The sequence below is a fragment of the Staphylococcus caseorum genome, from assembly GCF_049943195.1.
Taxonomy (GTDB): Bacteria; Bacillota; Bacilli; order Staphylococcales; family Staphylococcaceae; genus Staphylococcus; species Staphylococcus equorum_A.
In genome coordinates, this window is record NZ_JBNFUA010000001.1 from 874214 (window position 1) to 889381 (window position 15168).

Here is a 15168-nt window from a genome sequence, read left to right on the forward strand (position 1 = left end):
GAGTGTGGTTATTATGCTTAATAGTTTTGACCAATCATATCACAATCTATGCGAAGAAATTTTAGACATCGGCAAACAAAAAAATGATCGCACAAATACAGGCACAATTTCAAAATTCGGACATCAATTAAGATTTGACCTCTCGAAAGGATTTCCTTTATTAACAACCAAAAAAGTATCCTTTAAATTAATTGCAACGGAATTATTGTGGTTTATCAAAGGTGATACGAACATTAAATATTTACTCCAATATAATAACAATATTTGGAATGAATGGGCGTTTGAGAATTATGTGAAATCATCAGATTATAAAGGGCCAGATATGACCGATTTTGGACATAGAGCACAAGCAGATGAATCTTTTAATAAACTATATAAGGAACAAATGCAAAAGTTCAAACAACAGATTTTAAACGATGATGCATTTGCCCAAAAATTTGGTGACTTAGGCAATGTGTATGGTAAACAATGGCGCGACTGGGAAGATAAAAATGGTAACCATTTCGATCAACTTAAGACTGTTATAGAACAAATCAAAAACAATCCGAATTCTCGACGTCATATTGTCTCAGCTTGGAATCCAACTGAAATAGATACCATGGCATTGCCACCATGTCATACGATGTTTCAATTCTATGTACAAGAGGGTAAATTAAGTTGTCAACTTTATCAAAGAAGTGCAGATATATTTTTAGGTGTGCCATTTAATATTGCTAGTTATAGTTTATTAACGCATTTAATTGCGAAAGAATGTGGGCTAGAGGTTGGAGAATTTGTGCATACATTTGGCGATGCCCACATTTACGCTAATCATATTGATGCTATAGAAACACAATTATCACGTGATGGTTTTGAACCACCTCAATTAAAAATCAACAGTGATGCTTCTATTTTCGATATCAATTACGAGGATTTGGAAATTATAGATTATAACTCTCATCCAGCAATAAAAGCACCGATAGCAGTGTAATCTACAAAACGATCAAAATTGATTAATATATGATAATTATTAAAAATTCAAAATAATATTTTACTATATTAGCAGTAGGGAGGAAAAATATGACACTATCAATACTTGTGGCGCATGACCAACAACGTGTTATCGGCGTAGATAACACATTGCCTTGGCATTTACCGAATGACCTTAAACACGTTAAAAAATTAAGTACTAACAATACCCTCGTTATGGGACGCGCAACATTCGACTCTATAGGAAAACCACTTCCTAACAGGCGAAACGTTGTATTAACTAGAAATAAAGCGTTTCAACATGAAGGCGTTGATGTAATTCATTCTATGGATGATATATTTGATTTACCTGGCCATGTTTTCGTATTTGGTGGTCAATCATTATTTGAAGCAATGATTGATAAAGTTGACGATATGTATATCACAGTAATTGAAGATAAATTTGATGGGGATACATTTTTCCCACCTTATACATTCGAAGATTGGGAAGTCGAATCATCAGTTAAAGGGGAATTAGATGACAAAAATACAATTCCTCATACTTTTTTACATTTAATTCGTAAGAAAAATTCATAGGAGGACATTATGATTAAAAAGAAAATTGTAACCGATTCAACTTCAGACTTATCAAATGACTATTTAGTTGAAAATGATATCCATGTTGTACCACTTAACTTAACAATAGATGGAAAATCATACGTAGACCAAGTCGATATCACTTCTGAAGCATATATACAAAGAATTCAGGATGATGCAGATGTTAAAACAAGTCAACCAGCGATTGGCAAATTCATTGAGATGTATGATGAATTAGGTGCTGATGGTTCTGAAATCATTAGTATTCATATCACTTCGGGATTAAGTGGTACTTATCAAACTGCACTGCAAGCCAGTCAAATTTCTGATAGCAATGTAACGGTGATAGACTCTAAATCAATTTCCTTTGGTTTAGGTTATCAAATTCAGCACGTTGTAGATTGGAATAATGAAGGTATTGCAACTGAAAAAATTATTGAAAAATTGAATGAATTACAAAAAAACATTAAACTTTATGTTGTTATTGGCCAACTTAATCAACTGATTAAAGGTGGGCGTATTAGTAAAACAAAAGGTTTAATTGGGAATATGATGAAAATTAAGCCAATTGGTACACTTGTTGATGGGAAACTTGAAATGTTACACAATTCACGTACGCAAAATGCAAGTGTTCAATTTTTAAAGAAAGAAATAAGCCACTTTATAGGTGATAAGAATATAAAATCTATTGGTATTGCTCATGCCAATGTCATTGAATTTGTAGATAAGGTTAAAAAGCAATTTTCTGAAGAATTTAATTTTCAACATTTCGATACAAATATAACAACACCTGTTATCTCAACACATGCTGGTCAAGGCGCCATTGGATTAATTGTTTTAAGATCTTAATATGATTTTGCTCCATATACGCTGTTACTATTATTAAGAAAATTTACAGTCCTTATATTATTTATAAACAATTTGATAGCATATCTCTTAAAATAATGGTAACTTTATGACAAAATAGATATAGGAGGTATATTATGGCTTATGCGACATTAGCTGGCGGTTGTTTCTGGTGTTTAGTTAAACCTTTTACTTCTTATCCAGGTATCGAAAATGTTGTTTCTGGTTATAGTGGTGGCCATTTGGATAATCCTACTTACGAAAGTGTAAGTACGAATCAAACTGGTCATGTAGAAGCAGTACAAATCACATATAACTCTGAAATCACTTCCTTCGAAAATATTTTAGATGTTTATTTCAAAACATTTGACCCAACTGATAATGGTGGCCAATTTTTTGATCGTGGTGAACACTACGAACCAGCCATTTTTTATCACAATGAAGAACAAAAGAAAGCTGCAGAAGCAAAAATACAGCAATTAAATGAACAGGCTATTTTTAATAATCCTGTAATTACACCCATCAAACCATATAAAAACTTTTATCCTGCTGAATCACAACATCAAGATTATTATAAAAAAAATCCATTGCATTATGAGCAATATCAACGTGGATCAGGACGTAAAGCATTTATAGAAAAACATTGGGGGGAACAAAATGATTAAAAAAAGCAAAGATAGTTTAAATGAAATGGAATACCTAGTTACACAAGAAAATGGAACAGAACCTCCATTCCAAAATGAGTACTGGAACCATTATGAAAAAGGCATTTATGTCGATAAAATTTCAGGAAAACCTTTATTCACCTCAGAAGAAAAATTTGAATCAGATTGTGGTTGGCCTAGTTTTTCTAAAGCTCTAGATGATGAAGAAGTTGTTGAACTTGTAGATAAAACTTTCGGCATGGTACGTACAGAAGTACGTTCAGATGATGCAAACAGTCATCTCGGTCATGTATTTAATGATGGACCAAAAGAAAGTGGCGGTTTAAGATATTGTATTAATTCCGCAGCAGTTCAATTTATTCCTTTCGAAAAGCTTGAAGAATTAGGCTATGAAGATTTAATATCACATTTTGAAAAATAAGGAGCGAACAAGATATGTTTAAAAAATTATTCGGCAAAGGTAAAGAAGTCAATAAGGATAGTGTTATTTATGCGCCAATTACAGGGGAATATGTAAAAATTGAAGATATTCCAGACCCAGTTTTCGCACAAAAAATGATGGGCGAAGGTTTTGGAGTAAACCCAACAGAAGGCGAAGTCGTATCACCAATCGACGGAAAAGTAGATAATGTATTTCCAACTAAACATGCTATAGGCTTAAAAGCTGACAATGGTTTAGAATTGCTCGTTCATATCGGTTTAGACACAGTTCAATTGGATGGCAAGGGATTTGAAGTTTTAGTTGAAAGTGGAGATACAGTAAGTGTTGGCGATCCATTATTACGTTTTGACTTAGATTATATTAAAGAAAATGCGAAATCTGTAATTTCACCAATCATTATCACAAATTCTGATAATACCTCATCTCTTAATGTTGCAGATGTAAATTCTATTACTAAAGGCGAGACAAAAATCGTTGATGTGACAATGAACTAATGAAAGATCATTCATTTTATCAATTTGTGCTAACGGCAAGAGGTCGTAAAAACGAAAAAGGTGAATTAGCAGAAGAAATTTTTGATGATTTATCTTTTCCAAGACAAGAGAAAGATTTTCATATTATATCTGATTATATAGAGACACAAGGCAATTATCCCATTTCAATGGCTGTGTTCGATGATTTATATGAAGAATATACAGAATGGCTAAAATTTTAAATCACTTAATGTTTGTATATATAGATTCAAGTATATTAAAATATTATAGTGTCATATAAGTAGCTGGGATTAATCGAATATGGTTCAATCCTAGCTTTTTTATTTTAGTTAAACTTTAATAGGAATTTTTACATATGTAGTAGGAAGTGATTAAATGTCAGATTATAAAGACATACATGAGGAAAACAGTAACGACAGTAATAACGATAATAATCACCAAAATAAATCTAAATTCTTAAATTTCAAACGTAGCCATTTCATTTTATTGATAATAGCTACTGTGATCATCACAGCCCTCATTGCAGTATTTGCAACAATTGGCGTTAGTAATTGGAAAAGCGGACTAAATAGTGATCAACGAACAGAAATGCAAAAGGTACAAAAAGTTTATAAAACTTTAAATAATGAATATTATAAAGAGACAGATTCCGAAAAATTATCTGAAGCTGCTATTGATGGAATGGTAAAAGAGTTAGATGACCCATATTCTGACTATATGACTAAAAAAGAAACGAAATCTTTTAATGAAGATGTTTCTGGAGATTTTGTAGGTATCGGCGCAGAAATGCAAAAGAAAGGCAATAAAATTGAAATCACAAGTCCAATGAAAGGTTCGCCAGCTGAAAAAGCAGGTATACAACCTAAAGATATTGTGACTAAAGTTGATGGTAAATCTATCAAAGGACAACCATTGGAAGCGATTGTAAATAAAGTGCGCGGTAAAAAAGGAACGAATGTAACTTTAACAATTGAAAGAGCTAACCAAGCACACGATATCACAATTGAGCGTGATAAAATACATGTGAAAAGCGTTGAATATGAAAAACAAAACGACATAGGTGTCTTTACTATCAACAAATTCCAAGATAGCACTGCAGGAGAATTAAAATCTTCAATTATCAAAGCACATAAAGATGGCGTCCGTAAAATTGTTTTAGACTTACGTAATAACCCAGGTGGTTTATTAGATGAAGCGATTAAAATGGCTAATATATTTATAGATAAAGGTGAAACCGTTGTACAACTTCAAAAAGGCGACCATAAAGAAGAAATTACAGCTTCTAATGATGCTTTAAAAGAAGCTAAAGACATGGAAGTATCAATTCTTGTCAATAAAGGCTCTGCAAGTGCTTCTGAGGTATTTACAGGTGCTATGAAAGACTATGATAAGGCCAAGGTTTATGGTTCTAAAACATTTGGTAAAGGAATTGTTCAAACAACAAATGAATTTGACGATGGATCATTATTAAAATTCACCAACATGAAATGGCTAACACCACATTCACATTACATTCATGGTAAGGGAATTAAGCCGGATGTAAAAATTAATGAACCAGAATACCAAACATTAAATGTTATACCTAATGATAAAACATTTGAGTTGGGTGATAGCGATAAAAATGTTAAAACAATGAAGGTTGGATTATCTGCATTGGGTCATAAAGTAAATAATAACTCTAATGAATTTGATAATGCTTTGCAATCTGCTATTGAATCATTCCAAAAAGAAAATAATTTGGAAGTAAATGGCACATTCGACAAAAAAACAAATGAAAAATTCACCCAAGCGCTTGTCAACAAAGCAAATAAAGAGGATACTGTTTTACAAAATCTTCTTAAAAAATTAAATTAACTATAGAGAGGTACTATTTCTATGATTAGAATTGCTAACAAAAACGATTTATCAAGTGTTCTAAAAATTGTAAAAGAAGCTAAAGCAATCATGAAACAAGATAATAATAACCAATGGGATGAACAATATCCTTTGGAGCAGCATTTCAAAGAAGACATACAAAATGAAACACTTTATGTACTTGAAGAAACTTCTATAATTTATGCTTTTATAGTTGTCGACCAACAACAATCAGAGTGGTATGATGAACTAGAATGGCCAATCGACAGAAGTGGTGCATATGTAATCCACAGACTTGCTGTTTCATCAGCATATAAAGGTGCTGCTACTCAATTATTTAACTTTGCTGTTAACCTTGCACTTGATCATAATATTCACGTTATAGTGACAGATACATTTGCATTAAACAAACGTGCACAAGGTCTGTTTAATAAATTGGGCTTTAATAAAGTAGGCGAGGCAGAAATTGATTACCCTCCTTTTAATAAAGGAGAACCCTTTTACGCCTATTATAAAAAATTAGAAGAATAGAGGTTACAATATGACGAAAATCGCATTTACTGGGGGAGGCACTGTTGGACATGTCTCAGTCAATTTAAGTTTAATACCCACTGCCTTGGAAGAAGGTTATGAAACCTTTTACATCGGTTCAAAAAAAGGAATTGAACGCGAGATGATAGAATCTCAATTACCTGAAATCAAATATCATTCAATTTCTAGTGGTAAATTAAGACGTTATATTTCTTGGGACAATATAAAAGACGTATTTAAAGTATTAAAAGGTGTATTAGATGCGAGAAAAGTATTAAAGAAAGAGAAACCTGACTTATTATTTTCAAAAGGTGGTTTTGTATCTGTGCCAGTAGTTATGGCTGCAAAATCTTTGAAGATTCCAACAATAATTCATGAATCAGATTTAACGCCCGGCTTAGCTAACAAGATTTCACTCAAATTTGCTAAGAAAATCTACACTACTTTTGAAGATACATTGCAGTATCTACCTAAGGATAAAGCAGATTTTGTCGGCGCAACTGTGCGTGAAGATTTGAAAACTGGAGATAAAAACCGAGGATATCAACTCACTAAATTTGCTAATGATAAAAAAGTATTGCTCGTTATGGGTGGTAGTCTAGGTAGTAAAAAATTAAATGAAATCATACGACAAAATATAGACGCACTGAATGAAAGCTATCAAGTTGTACACTTAACTGGTAAAGGCTTGTTAGAAAAGCAATATTCAAATAAAGATGGTTATATTCAATTTGAATTCGTGAAAGATGATTTAACAGACCTTTTAGCAATTACTGATACGGTTATTAGTCGTGCTGGCTCAAATGCGATTTATGAATTTTTAGCACTTAGAATTCCTATGTTATTAATTCCACTTGGTTTAGATCAATCCCGTGGTGATCAAATTGATAACGCTAAGAATTTTGAATCTAAAGGTTTTGGTAAAACATTACCAGAAGATACGTTAACTGAAACACAATTAATCACACAGCTTAATGAAATTGAAGCTAACCGTGAATCGATAGTTAAACAAATGCAAACATATAAAGAAAGCTATACGCGTCAAGATTTATTCAATAAAATTATTAATGACGCACTAAACTAATGGGAGGTCATATGCAATGAGTCGATGGAAACGAATATCATTACTAATCATTTTCACTTTAATATTTGGCATCATTGCATTCTTTCATGAATCTAGATTAGGAAAATGGATTGATAATGAAGTATACGAATTTATTTATTCTTCTGAAAGTTTTATTACGACTACTTTCTTCTTAGGCGTAACTAAGATTGGTGAAGTATGGGCAATGGTTTGCTTGTCACTACTATTAATTGCTTATTTAATGCTAAAACGATTAAATATTGAGGCTTTGTTTTTTGCTATCGCAATGAGTTTATCAGGGACTTTAAATCCTTTGCTAAAGAACCTCTTTGATAGAGAACGTCCAACATTATTAAGGCTCATTGATATTTCTGGGTTTAGCTTCCCAAGTGGTCATGCTATGGGCTCCGCCACATTCTTTGGCAGTACGATGTATATCGCTAATCGAGTGCTACAAGGTAAATCCAGAGCATTTATGATAGGATTATCTGCATTATTTATCATTTTAATATCATCATCTCGCGTATACCTTGGTGTTCACTATCCAACTGATATCATTGCTGGAATCATTGGTGGCGCGTTTTGTGTGGTACTTCCAACGCTTATTTTAAGACATAAACTACAAGTTTAGTATTTATTGATAGTTTATCAACACTAAATCAGCTAGGTATATGTTGCATCTAGTTGGATAGTCTGCCGAAAAGTCACTGACTTTTCGGCAGTTTTTTATTTATGATTTTGAAAATATCTTGTTTGCATTTTGAATTGCAAAAAAACAAGCCAAACGTCAATATTAACTTAACGTTGGCTTGCCTTAATTTTGAGCAACTTGATATATAACGTATCTTATTGCTTTTTGTGTCAAAATTTATTATAAAAACCGATTTTACAATGTAAAACCGGTTTTTATATTCACGTTGTCTCGCAACGTTAGTCTTTTACGGGCATATAAAAGGGGATATTTCTGAAAATGATCAATCCAATAAGATCGAAATTCGTGTGGGGGGAATGTCTTATATTTGGAATTGATAATCATTTTCAATTACATTATACAACACTGAGAATTATTGTCAATTAGAATTAGAGAATTTTTATAGATTCTTATATTTATCAAGACTTAATAATCTTTAAAAGGCAATACGAGGGGATATAATACGATTTATTTGTTTTATTATATCTCGTATACAAGCAACAAATATTATACAATTATTAGTAATAACTTCCTACATTGTGTATTATCATTTAAAATATAATTTGAGGTGCAACTTATGACAAAAATATTAATAGTAGAAGATGAACAAAATCTCGCTCGCTTTATAGAACTTGAACTTGAACACGAAAATTACACTGTAGATATAGAATACGATGGACGTCCTGGTTTAGAAAAAGCATTATCAAATAACTATGATCTTATACTTTTGGATTTGATGCTACCAAATATCAATGGCTTAGAAATCTGCCGTCAAATTCGTCAAAAGCAAACAACGCCAATTATTATTATTACTGCTAAAAGTGATACCTATGATAAAGTCGCAGGTTTAGATTATGGCGCTGATGATTATATTGTTAAACCATTTGATATAGAAGAATTACTAGCTAGAATACGTGCTATGCTACGTAGACAGCCACAAAAGAACGTCATTAATATCAAGGGTATCATTATAGACAAAGACGCTTTTAAGGTCACTGTAGAGGGCCAATCCTTAGATTTAACAAAAACAGAATATGACTTATTATATTTACTTGCTGTTAATAAAAATCATGTTTTGCAGAGAGAACAAATTATCACTGATGTTTGGGGATATGATACCGAGGTTGAAACAAATGTTGTTGATGTTTATATTCGTTATTTAAGAAACAAACTCAAACCATATGGTAAAGATAAATACATCGAAACTGTTCGTGGCGTTGGCTATGTGGTTAGACAATGAAGCAAAGAAAATTAAAAACAAAATGGATGATGATAACAACAACAATAACGTTTTCAACAATATTTATTTTTAGTTTGATTATCATATTCTTCTTAAGCAATAGTTTACGTCACAATGAATTTACTGAGGCAGAACGAAGTTCATCAGATATTGTAAACCTTTTTGAAACTAAGCATATGAAAGATATCACACCTTTAGATTTAAATGCTTCTTTAGGCAACTTTCAAAAGGTAATACTTTATAGTGACAATGGTAACAAATTAATGGAGACTTCAAATGATAATACGATCAATTACACACCAAATTTTGCGACTAAAGATGCGAATCAAGCTTCAATCAAAAATCATCATAATACGGAATACCTGACTATAACGCACCACATCGATTCTCAAAGTTTCAAAGGGTATAGTGTGATTGTCCATTCATTAGAAAGCTATAATACACTCGTAAATTCTTTATATTTTATTGCGCTTATTTTCGGCATCATTGCAACGTTTATCACTGCGATTATAAGTTACTTTTTCTCATCACAAATTACAAAGCCATTAATTTTGATGTCTAACAAAATGCAACAAATACGTAGAGACGGTTTCCAAGAAAAAGTAGAGTTAACTACAAACTATGAAGAAACAGATAATTTAATCGTTACTTTTAACGAAATGATGTTCCAATTAGAAGAATCTTTTAATCAACAAAGACAATTCGTGGAAGACGCTTCTCACGAATTACGTACGCCATTACAAATTATCCAAGGTCACTTAAATTTAATTCAACGTTGGGGAAAAAAAGATGCAGCAATACTAGAAGAATCTTTAGACATTTCCTTAGAAGAAATGATGAGAATTACAAAATTAGTAGAAGAGCTTCTCTTACTCACTAAAGATAATAATAATAGTCGAGATGGAGATATCGAAAATGTAGACATTAATCAGGAAATTACTTCTCGTATAAAATCTTTAAAACAATTACATCAGGACTATAAATTTGAATTTGAAGCTTATCCTAAACCACTTAATATTAAAATAAATCGTTACCAATTAGAACAAATATTAATTATCTTCATTGATAACGCTATGAAATATGATCAACATAACAAACATATTCATATTCAAACCAATCTTAGAAACAAACAAATTTCTATTGAGATAACAGACCACGGTGTTGGTATTCCTAAAGAAGATATTGAATTTATTTTTGACCGTTTCTATAGAGTCGATAAATCACGTTCACGTAAATTAGGTGGCAATGGTCTCGGTCTATCTATTGCTAAAAAAATAATTGAATTGAATCATGGCACTATACAAGTTGAAAGTGAAACAGGTAAATATACTACTTTTAAAATCACTTTTTAACACGTTAAATCTAGCATTAAAAAAGTTTGAATTTAGCAAAACATACGTTACATTATTATATATATTACAAAAGTAACAGAATCTATTTAATTTAGGTTCTGTTTTTTCATATAACTAGGCTATTGGTACTTTAATTTACGCCTGTTTAATGCTATTATTGATTTGTAAGCGTTTCAACTATTTTGTGGAGGGTGTAATATGAGCAACGAAAGACAGGTTTCCGAGGCACCTGTAAATTTCGGGGCAAATCTTGGATATGTTTTAGATTTATATGACGTATATCTAAATGATCCGACTTCAGTCCCTGAAGATTTGCAAGTCCTATTTAGTACAATCAAAAACGGTGAAGCTAACATCGTAACAAATACTGAAGGTCAAAGTAATGTGACTAAAGGTGATAGCACAATCAAACGTGTTATGCGCTTAATAGATAATATCCGCCAATATGGGCATTTATTAGCAGATATTTATCCAGTCAATAGACCTGTAAGAGAAAATGTTCCAAAGTTAAACTTTGAAGATTTCAATTTAGACAAAGAAACACTTGAATCTATTTCTGCAGGTATCGTATCAGAGCATTTCAAAGATATTTATGACAATGCTTATGAAGCTATTGTACGTATGGAAAAACGTTACAAAGGACCAATCGCCTTTGAGTACACGCATATCAACAACAATAGAGAACGTGTATGGTTAAAACGCAGAATTGAAACACCGTACAAAGCAACTTTAAATGACAATCAAAAAATCGAACTTTTTAAAAATTTAGCCCACGTTGAAGGTTTTGAAAAATATCTACACAAAAACTTTGTAGGCGCAAAACGCTTTTCAATTGAAGGTGTAGATACATTAGTCCCAATGTTACAGCAAACTTTAAAACTTGCGAGTGACGAAGGTATTCAAAACATTCAAATTGGTATGGCTCACCGTGGGAGATTAAACGTACTCACACATGTTTTAGAAAAGCCATATGAAATGATGATTTCTGAATTTATGCACACAGATCCAATGAAGTTTTTACCAGAAGACGGAAGCTTAAAATTAACTTCTGGTTGGTCTGGCGATGTTAAATATCACCTTGGTGGCGTGAAAACGACGCGTTCATATGGTAGTGAACAACGTATTTCATTAGCTAATAACCCAAGTCATTTAGAAATCGTAGCACCTGTGGTTTTAGGTAAAACACGTGCAACACAAGACAATACAGATCAACCTGGTGCAGTAACAACTGAATTCGAAAAATCTATGCCAATATTAATTCATGGTGACGCAGCTTATCCTGGCCAAGGTATTAATTTTGAAGCAATGAACTTAGGTAGCCTTGATGGTTATTCTACTGGTGGTACTCTGCACGTTATTACAAATAACCGTATCGGCTTTACAACAGAACCTGAAGAAGGTCGTTCTACAACATATTCTTCAGATGTTGCTAAAGGATATGATGTGCCAATTATGCATGTTAATGCAGACAACGTTGAAGCAACAATTGAAGCAATTGAAATTGCTATGGCTTTCAGAAAAGAATTCCATAAAGATGTTGTTATTGACTTAGTTGGTTACCGTCGATATGGTCATAACGAAATGGATGAACCATCAATCACAAATCCACTACAATATCATGAAATACGTAAACATGACTCCGTTGAACTTTTATACGGAAGACAGCTCGTAGATGAGCATATTATTACAGAAGATCAAATGAATAATATTATGGATGAAGTACAAAAATCATTACGAGCAGCTCATGACAAAATTGATAAAAATGATAAAATGGATAATCCAAATATGCAAAAACCAGATGACTTGGCAGAACCAATTCAAAGCCAAGATACTGAATTGAGTTTTGAACATCTTAAAGAAATTAATGATGCGATGCTTACGTATCCTTCAAATTTCAATGTATTGAAGAAACTTAATAAAGTATTAGACAAACGTAGAGAGCCATTTGAAAAAGAAGATGGATTAGTTGACTGGGCTCAAGCAGAACAATTAGCTTTTGTGACAATTACTCAAAATGGCAATCCAATACGCTTAACAGGGCAAGATAGCGAACGTGGTACTTTCAGTCACCGCCATGCAGTCTTACATGATCCAGAGACTGGCGAGAAGTACACACCGTTACATCATGTACCTGATCAAAAAGCGACGTTTGAAGTACGTAACTCACCATTATCAGAAGCTGCAGTAGTTGGCTTTGAATATGGTTATAACGTTCAAAATAAATCATGTATGACAATTTGGGAAGCACAATATGGTGATTTTTCAAATATGTCTCAAATGATTTTTGATAACTTCTTATTTAGTTCAAGAGCTAAATGGGGTGAACGTGCTGCTTTAACATTATTGTTACCTCATTCATTTGAAGGACAAGGACCAGAACATTCATCTGCACGTTTAGAAAGATTCTTGCAACTTGCAGGAGAAAATAATGCGACAATCGTTAATTTATCTAGTTCAAGTAACTATTTCCATTTATTACGCGCACAAGCTGCTACATTAGGTACTGAATCTATGAGACCTTTAGTAGTAATGTCACCGAAAAGCTTATTACGTAATAAAACAGTAGCAGATCCTATTAGTAAATTTACTACGGGCAAATTTGAAGCGATTTTACCAGAAGAACATCAAAAAGACACTGTAAGAAAAGTTATTTTAGCTTCAGGAAAAATGTTTATTGATTTAAAAGAATATTTGGCTAAAAATCCAAATGATTCTATATTAATTGTTGCAGTAGAGAGACTTTACCCATTCCCTGTAACAGAAATCGAAGCATTGTTAAATGAATTGCCGAATTTAGAAAACGTAGCTTGGGTACAAGAAGAACCTAAGAACCAAGGTGCATGGTCATTTGTTTATCCATATCTAAAAGAATTAACTACAGACAAATACGATTTAAGTTATCATGGTCGTATACAACGTTCGGCACCGGCTGAAGGTGATGGTGAAATCCACAAACTCGTTCAAAATATGATACTCGAACAAAGTACAAAAATTAACTAGGGGGAAGTCAAGCATGCCAGAGGTAAAAGTTCCAGAATTAGCAGAATCCATAACAGAAGGTACCATTGCAGAATGGTTAAAACAAGTAGGCGATAACGTAGATAAAGGTGAAGCTATCGTTGAACTAGAAACAGATAAAGTAAACGTTGAAGTTGTTTCAGAAGAAGCAGGCGTTCTTCAAGAATTACTTGCAAACGAAGGCGATACAGTTGAAGTAGGTCAATCTATCGCTGTTGTTGGAGAAGGTAGCGGAAACAACGCTTCTGAAGCACCAGCTAAACAAGATGACGCTAAAGACGATTCATCATCAGAAAAAGCTCAACCACAACAATCTGAAACGCAAAATGATAAATCAGAAGAAAAAGATCAAGACAACGGACAACGTGTTAATGCAACACCATCAGCTCGTAAATATGCTCGTGAAAAAGGTATCGACTTATCTGAAGTAGCAGCACAGTCAAATGATGTTGTAAGAAAAGAACATGTTGATCAAAGTCAAAATCAAGCTAGCTCAAAACAATCAGCTCCAGCCGCTAAAGAAGAAGCGAAAAAACCGGCACAACAAAATCCATCAAAACCAGTAGTGAGAGAAAAAATGTCTCGTCGTAAGAAAACAGCTGCTAAAAAATTATTAGAAGTTTCTAATAACACAGCTATGTTAACTACATTTAACGAAATCGATATGACGAACGTAATGAATTTACGTAAACGTAAAAAAGAACAATTCATTAAAGATCATGATGGTACTAAACTCGGCTTCATGTCATTCTTTACAAAAGCAGCTGTTGCAGCGCTGAAAAAATTCCCAGGTGTGAATGCTGAGATTGACGGCGACGATATGATTACTAAACAATTCTATGATATCGGTGTTGCAGTATCTACTGACGACGGTTTACTTGTTCCATTCGTAAGAGATTGTGACAAGAAAAACTTTGCTGAAATCGAAGAAGAAATTGGCAATTTAGCTAAAAAAGCACGCGATAAAAAACTCGGTCTAGACGATATGGTAAATGGTTCATTCACAATTACTAATGGTGGTATCTTTGGTTCAATGATGTCTACACCAATCATTAATGGTAGCCAAGCTGCTATTCTAGGTATGCACTCAATTATTACACGTCCAATTGCTGTCGATGCAGATACAATCGAAAACCGTCCAATGATGTACATTGCATTAAGCTATGATCACAGAATCATTGATGGTAAAGAAGCAGTAGGATTCTTAAAAATGATTAAAGATTTAATTGAAAATCCAGAAGATTTACTACTAGAATCTTAATACACAACACAAAATAGTTTACTAACCCTAATACAACGGCGTTTAGCGTCGTTGTATTTTTATGTATTTATGCATTTATAGAAAACACCCCCGAACCCCCCCATAGAATCATTATTTTAATATTAGTAATTATTATAACTTGAAC

At 32.8% G+C, this 15168-nt stretch carries 15 protein-coding genes; all 15 read left to right on the forward strand.

The genetic code is table 11. The features are described 5' to 3' along the window. Nucleotides 1–13: 13 nt before the first annotated feature. The 15 genes from ACP3TL_RS04555 (at nucleotide 14) to sucB (ending at nucleotide 15023) form a co-directional block, all read left to right on the forward strand. On the forward strand, nucleotides 14–970 hold the full coding sequence (locus ACP3TL_RS04555) for a thymidylate synthase (RefSeq protein ID WP_046465339.1): 957 nt from the start codon (nucleotides 14–16) through the stop codon (nucleotides 968–970). A gap of 89 nt (nucleotides 971–1059) precedes the next feature. Next, nucleotides 1060–1545: a dihydrofolate reductase gene (locus ACP3TL_RS04560; protein WP_069815623.1), complete on the forward strand. Its 486-nt coding sequence runs from the start codon at nucleotides 1060–1062 to the stop codon at nucleotides 1543–1545. Nucleotides 1546–1554: 9 nt separating this feature from the next. Next, on the forward strand, nucleotides 1555–2394 hold the full coding sequence (locus tag ACP3TL_RS04565; protein WP_277575832.1) for a DegV family protein: 840 nt from the start codon (nucleotides 1555–1557) through the stop codon (nucleotides 2392–2394). Nucleotides 2395–2528: 134 nt separating this feature from the next. After that, nucleotides 2529–3056, forward strand: coding sequence for a peptide-methionine (S)-S-oxide reductase MsrA (gene msrA, locus ACP3TL_RS04570; protein WP_002507605.1), 528 nt, complete (start codon nucleotides 2529–2531; stop codon nucleotides 3054–3056). Then, nucleotides 3049–3477: a peptide-methionine (R)-S-oxide reductase MsrB gene (msrB, locus tag ACP3TL_RS04575; protein ID WP_046465336.1), complete on the forward strand. Its 429-nt coding sequence runs from the start codon at nucleotides 3049–3051 to the stop codon at nucleotides 3475–3477. Before msrA ends, msrB begins: the two co-directional genes overlap by 8 nt. Before the next feature lie 14 nt (nucleotides 3478–3491). Further along, a complete protein-coding gene (locus ACP3TL_RS04580) occupies nucleotides 3492–3992 on the forward strand; it encodes a PTS sugar transporter subunit IIA (protein WP_046465335.1) in 501 nt (166 codons plus the stop codon). After that, the gene (locus ACP3TL_RS04585; protein WP_046465334.1) at nucleotides 3992–4213 is read left to right on the forward strand and encodes a YozE family protein; all 222 of its coding nucleotides are present in this window, start codon (nucleotides 3992–3994) and stop codon (nucleotides 4211–4213) included. The genes ACP3TL_RS04580 and ACP3TL_RS04585 overlap by 1 nt, the downstream gene beginning before the upstream one ends. A gap of 154 nt (nucleotides 4214–4367) precedes the next feature. Next, on the forward strand, nucleotides 4368–5846 hold the full coding sequence (locus ACP3TL_RS04590; RefSeq protein ID WP_285325673.1) for a S41 family peptidase: 1479 nt from the start codon (nucleotides 4368–4370) through the stop codon (nucleotides 5844–5846). Nucleotides 5847–5867: 21 nt separating this feature from the next. Next, nucleotides 5868–6377 (forward strand): GNAT family N-acetyltransferase, encoded by a 510-nt coding sequence (locus tag ACP3TL_RS04595; RefSeq protein ID WP_046465332.1) that lies wholly within the window; start codon nucleotides 5868–5870, stop codon nucleotides 6375–6377. A 10-nt stretch (nucleotides 6378–6387) separates the two neighbouring features. After that, nucleotides 6388–7461, forward strand: a complete 1074-nt coding sequence (murG, locus tag ACP3TL_RS04600) for an undecaprenyldiphospho-muramoylpentapeptide beta-N-acetylglucosaminyltransferase (RefSeq protein WP_046465331.1) — start codon at nucleotides 6388–6390, stop codon at nucleotides 7459–7461. 16 nt (nucleotides 7462–7477) lie between these two features. Next, nucleotides 7478–8092, forward strand: coding sequence for a phosphatase PAP2 family protein (locus tag ACP3TL_RS04605; protein WP_046465330.1), 615 nt, complete (start codon nucleotides 7478–7480; stop codon nucleotides 8090–8092). 637 nt (nucleotides 8093–8729) lie between these two features. Next, nucleotides 8730–9392 carry a response regulator transcription factor gene (locus ACP3TL_RS04610; RefSeq protein WP_285325672.1) on the forward strand — a complete coding sequence of 221 codons (663 nt, stop codon included), beginning with the start codon at nucleotides 8730–8732 and terminating at the stop codon, nucleotides 9390–9392. Further along, nucleotides 9389–10744 (forward strand): HAMP domain-containing sensor histidine kinase, encoded by a 1356-nt coding sequence (locus ACP3TL_RS04615; RefSeq protein ID WP_046465328.1) that lies wholly within the window; start codon nucleotides 9389–9391, stop codon nucleotides 10742–10744. The genes ACP3TL_RS04610 and ACP3TL_RS04615 overlap by 4 nt, the downstream gene beginning before the upstream one ends. Nucleotides 10745–10942: 198 nt before the next feature. Then, nucleotides 10943–13744 carry a 2-oxoglutarate dehydrogenase E1 component gene (locus ACP3TL_RS04620; protein ID WP_285325671.1) on the forward strand — a complete coding sequence of 934 codons (2802 nt, stop codon included), beginning with the start codon at nucleotides 10943–10945 and terminating at the stop codon, nucleotides 13742–13744. A gap of 13 nt (nucleotides 13745–13757) precedes the next feature. Further along, on the forward strand, nucleotides 13758–15023 hold the full coding sequence (sucB, locus tag ACP3TL_RS04625) for a dihydrolipoyllysine-residue succinyltransferase (protein WP_046465326.1): 1266 nt from the start codon (nucleotides 13758–13760) through the stop codon (nucleotides 15021–15023). Nucleotides 15024–15168: the final 145 nt, after the last annotated feature.

Bases quoted from the DNA above. Each gene is read 5' to 3' on its own strand.
- ACP3TL_RS04555 (WP_046465339.1), top strand. From the start codon at position 14: ATGCTTAATAGTTTTGACCAATCATATCACAATCTATGCGAAGAAATT.
- ACP3TL_RS04560 (WP_069815623.1), top strand. From the start codon at position 1,060: ATGACACTATCAATACTTGTGGCGCATGACCAACAACGTGTTATCGGC.
- ACP3TL_RS04565 (WP_277575832.1), top strand. From the start codon at position 1,555: ATGATTAAAAAGAAAATTGTAACCGATTCAACTTCAGACTTATCAAAT.
- msrA (WP_002507605.1), top strand. From the start codon at position 2,529: ATGGCTTATGCGACATTAGCTGGCGGTTGTTTCTGGTGTTTAGTTAAA.
- msrB (WP_046465336.1), top strand. From the start codon at position 3,049: ATGATTAAAAAAAGCAAAGATAGTTTAAATGAAATGGAATACCTAGTT.
- ACP3TL_RS04580 (WP_046465335.1), top strand. From the start codon at position 3,492: ATGTTTAAAAAATTATTCGGCAAAGGTAAAGAAGTCAATAAGGATAGT.
- ACP3TL_RS04585 (WP_046465334.1), top strand. From the start codon at position 3,992: ATGAAAGATCATTCATTTTATCAATTTGTGCTAACGGCAAGAGGTCGT.
- ACP3TL_RS04590 (WP_285325673.1), top strand. From the start codon at position 4,368: ATGTCAGATTATAAAGACATACATGAGGAAAACAGTAACGACAGTAAT.
- ACP3TL_RS04595 (WP_046465332.1), top strand. From the start codon at position 5,868: ATGATTAGAATTGCTAACAAAAACGATTTATCAAGTGTTCTAAAAATT.
- murG (WP_046465331.1), top strand. From the start codon at position 6,388: ATGACGAAAATCGCATTTACTGGGGGAGGCACTGTTGGACATGTCTCA.
- ACP3TL_RS04605 (WP_046465330.1), top strand. From the start codon at position 7,478: ATGAGTCGATGGAAACGAATATCATTACTAATCATTTTCACTTTAATA.
- ACP3TL_RS04610 (WP_285325672.1), top strand. From the start codon at position 8,730: ATGACAAAAATATTAATAGTAGAAGATGAACAAAATCTCGCTCGCTTT.
- ACP3TL_RS04615 (WP_046465328.1), top strand. From the start codon at position 9,389: ATGAAGCAAAGAAAATTAAAAACAAAATGGATGATGATAACAACAACA.
- ACP3TL_RS04620 (WP_285325671.1), top strand. From the start codon at position 10,943: ATGAGCAACGAAAGACAGGTTTCCGAGGCACCTGTAAATTTCGGGGCA.
- sucB (WP_046465326.1), top strand. From the start codon at position 13,758: ATGCCAGAGGTAAAAGTTCCAGAATTAGCAGAATCCATAACAGAAGGT.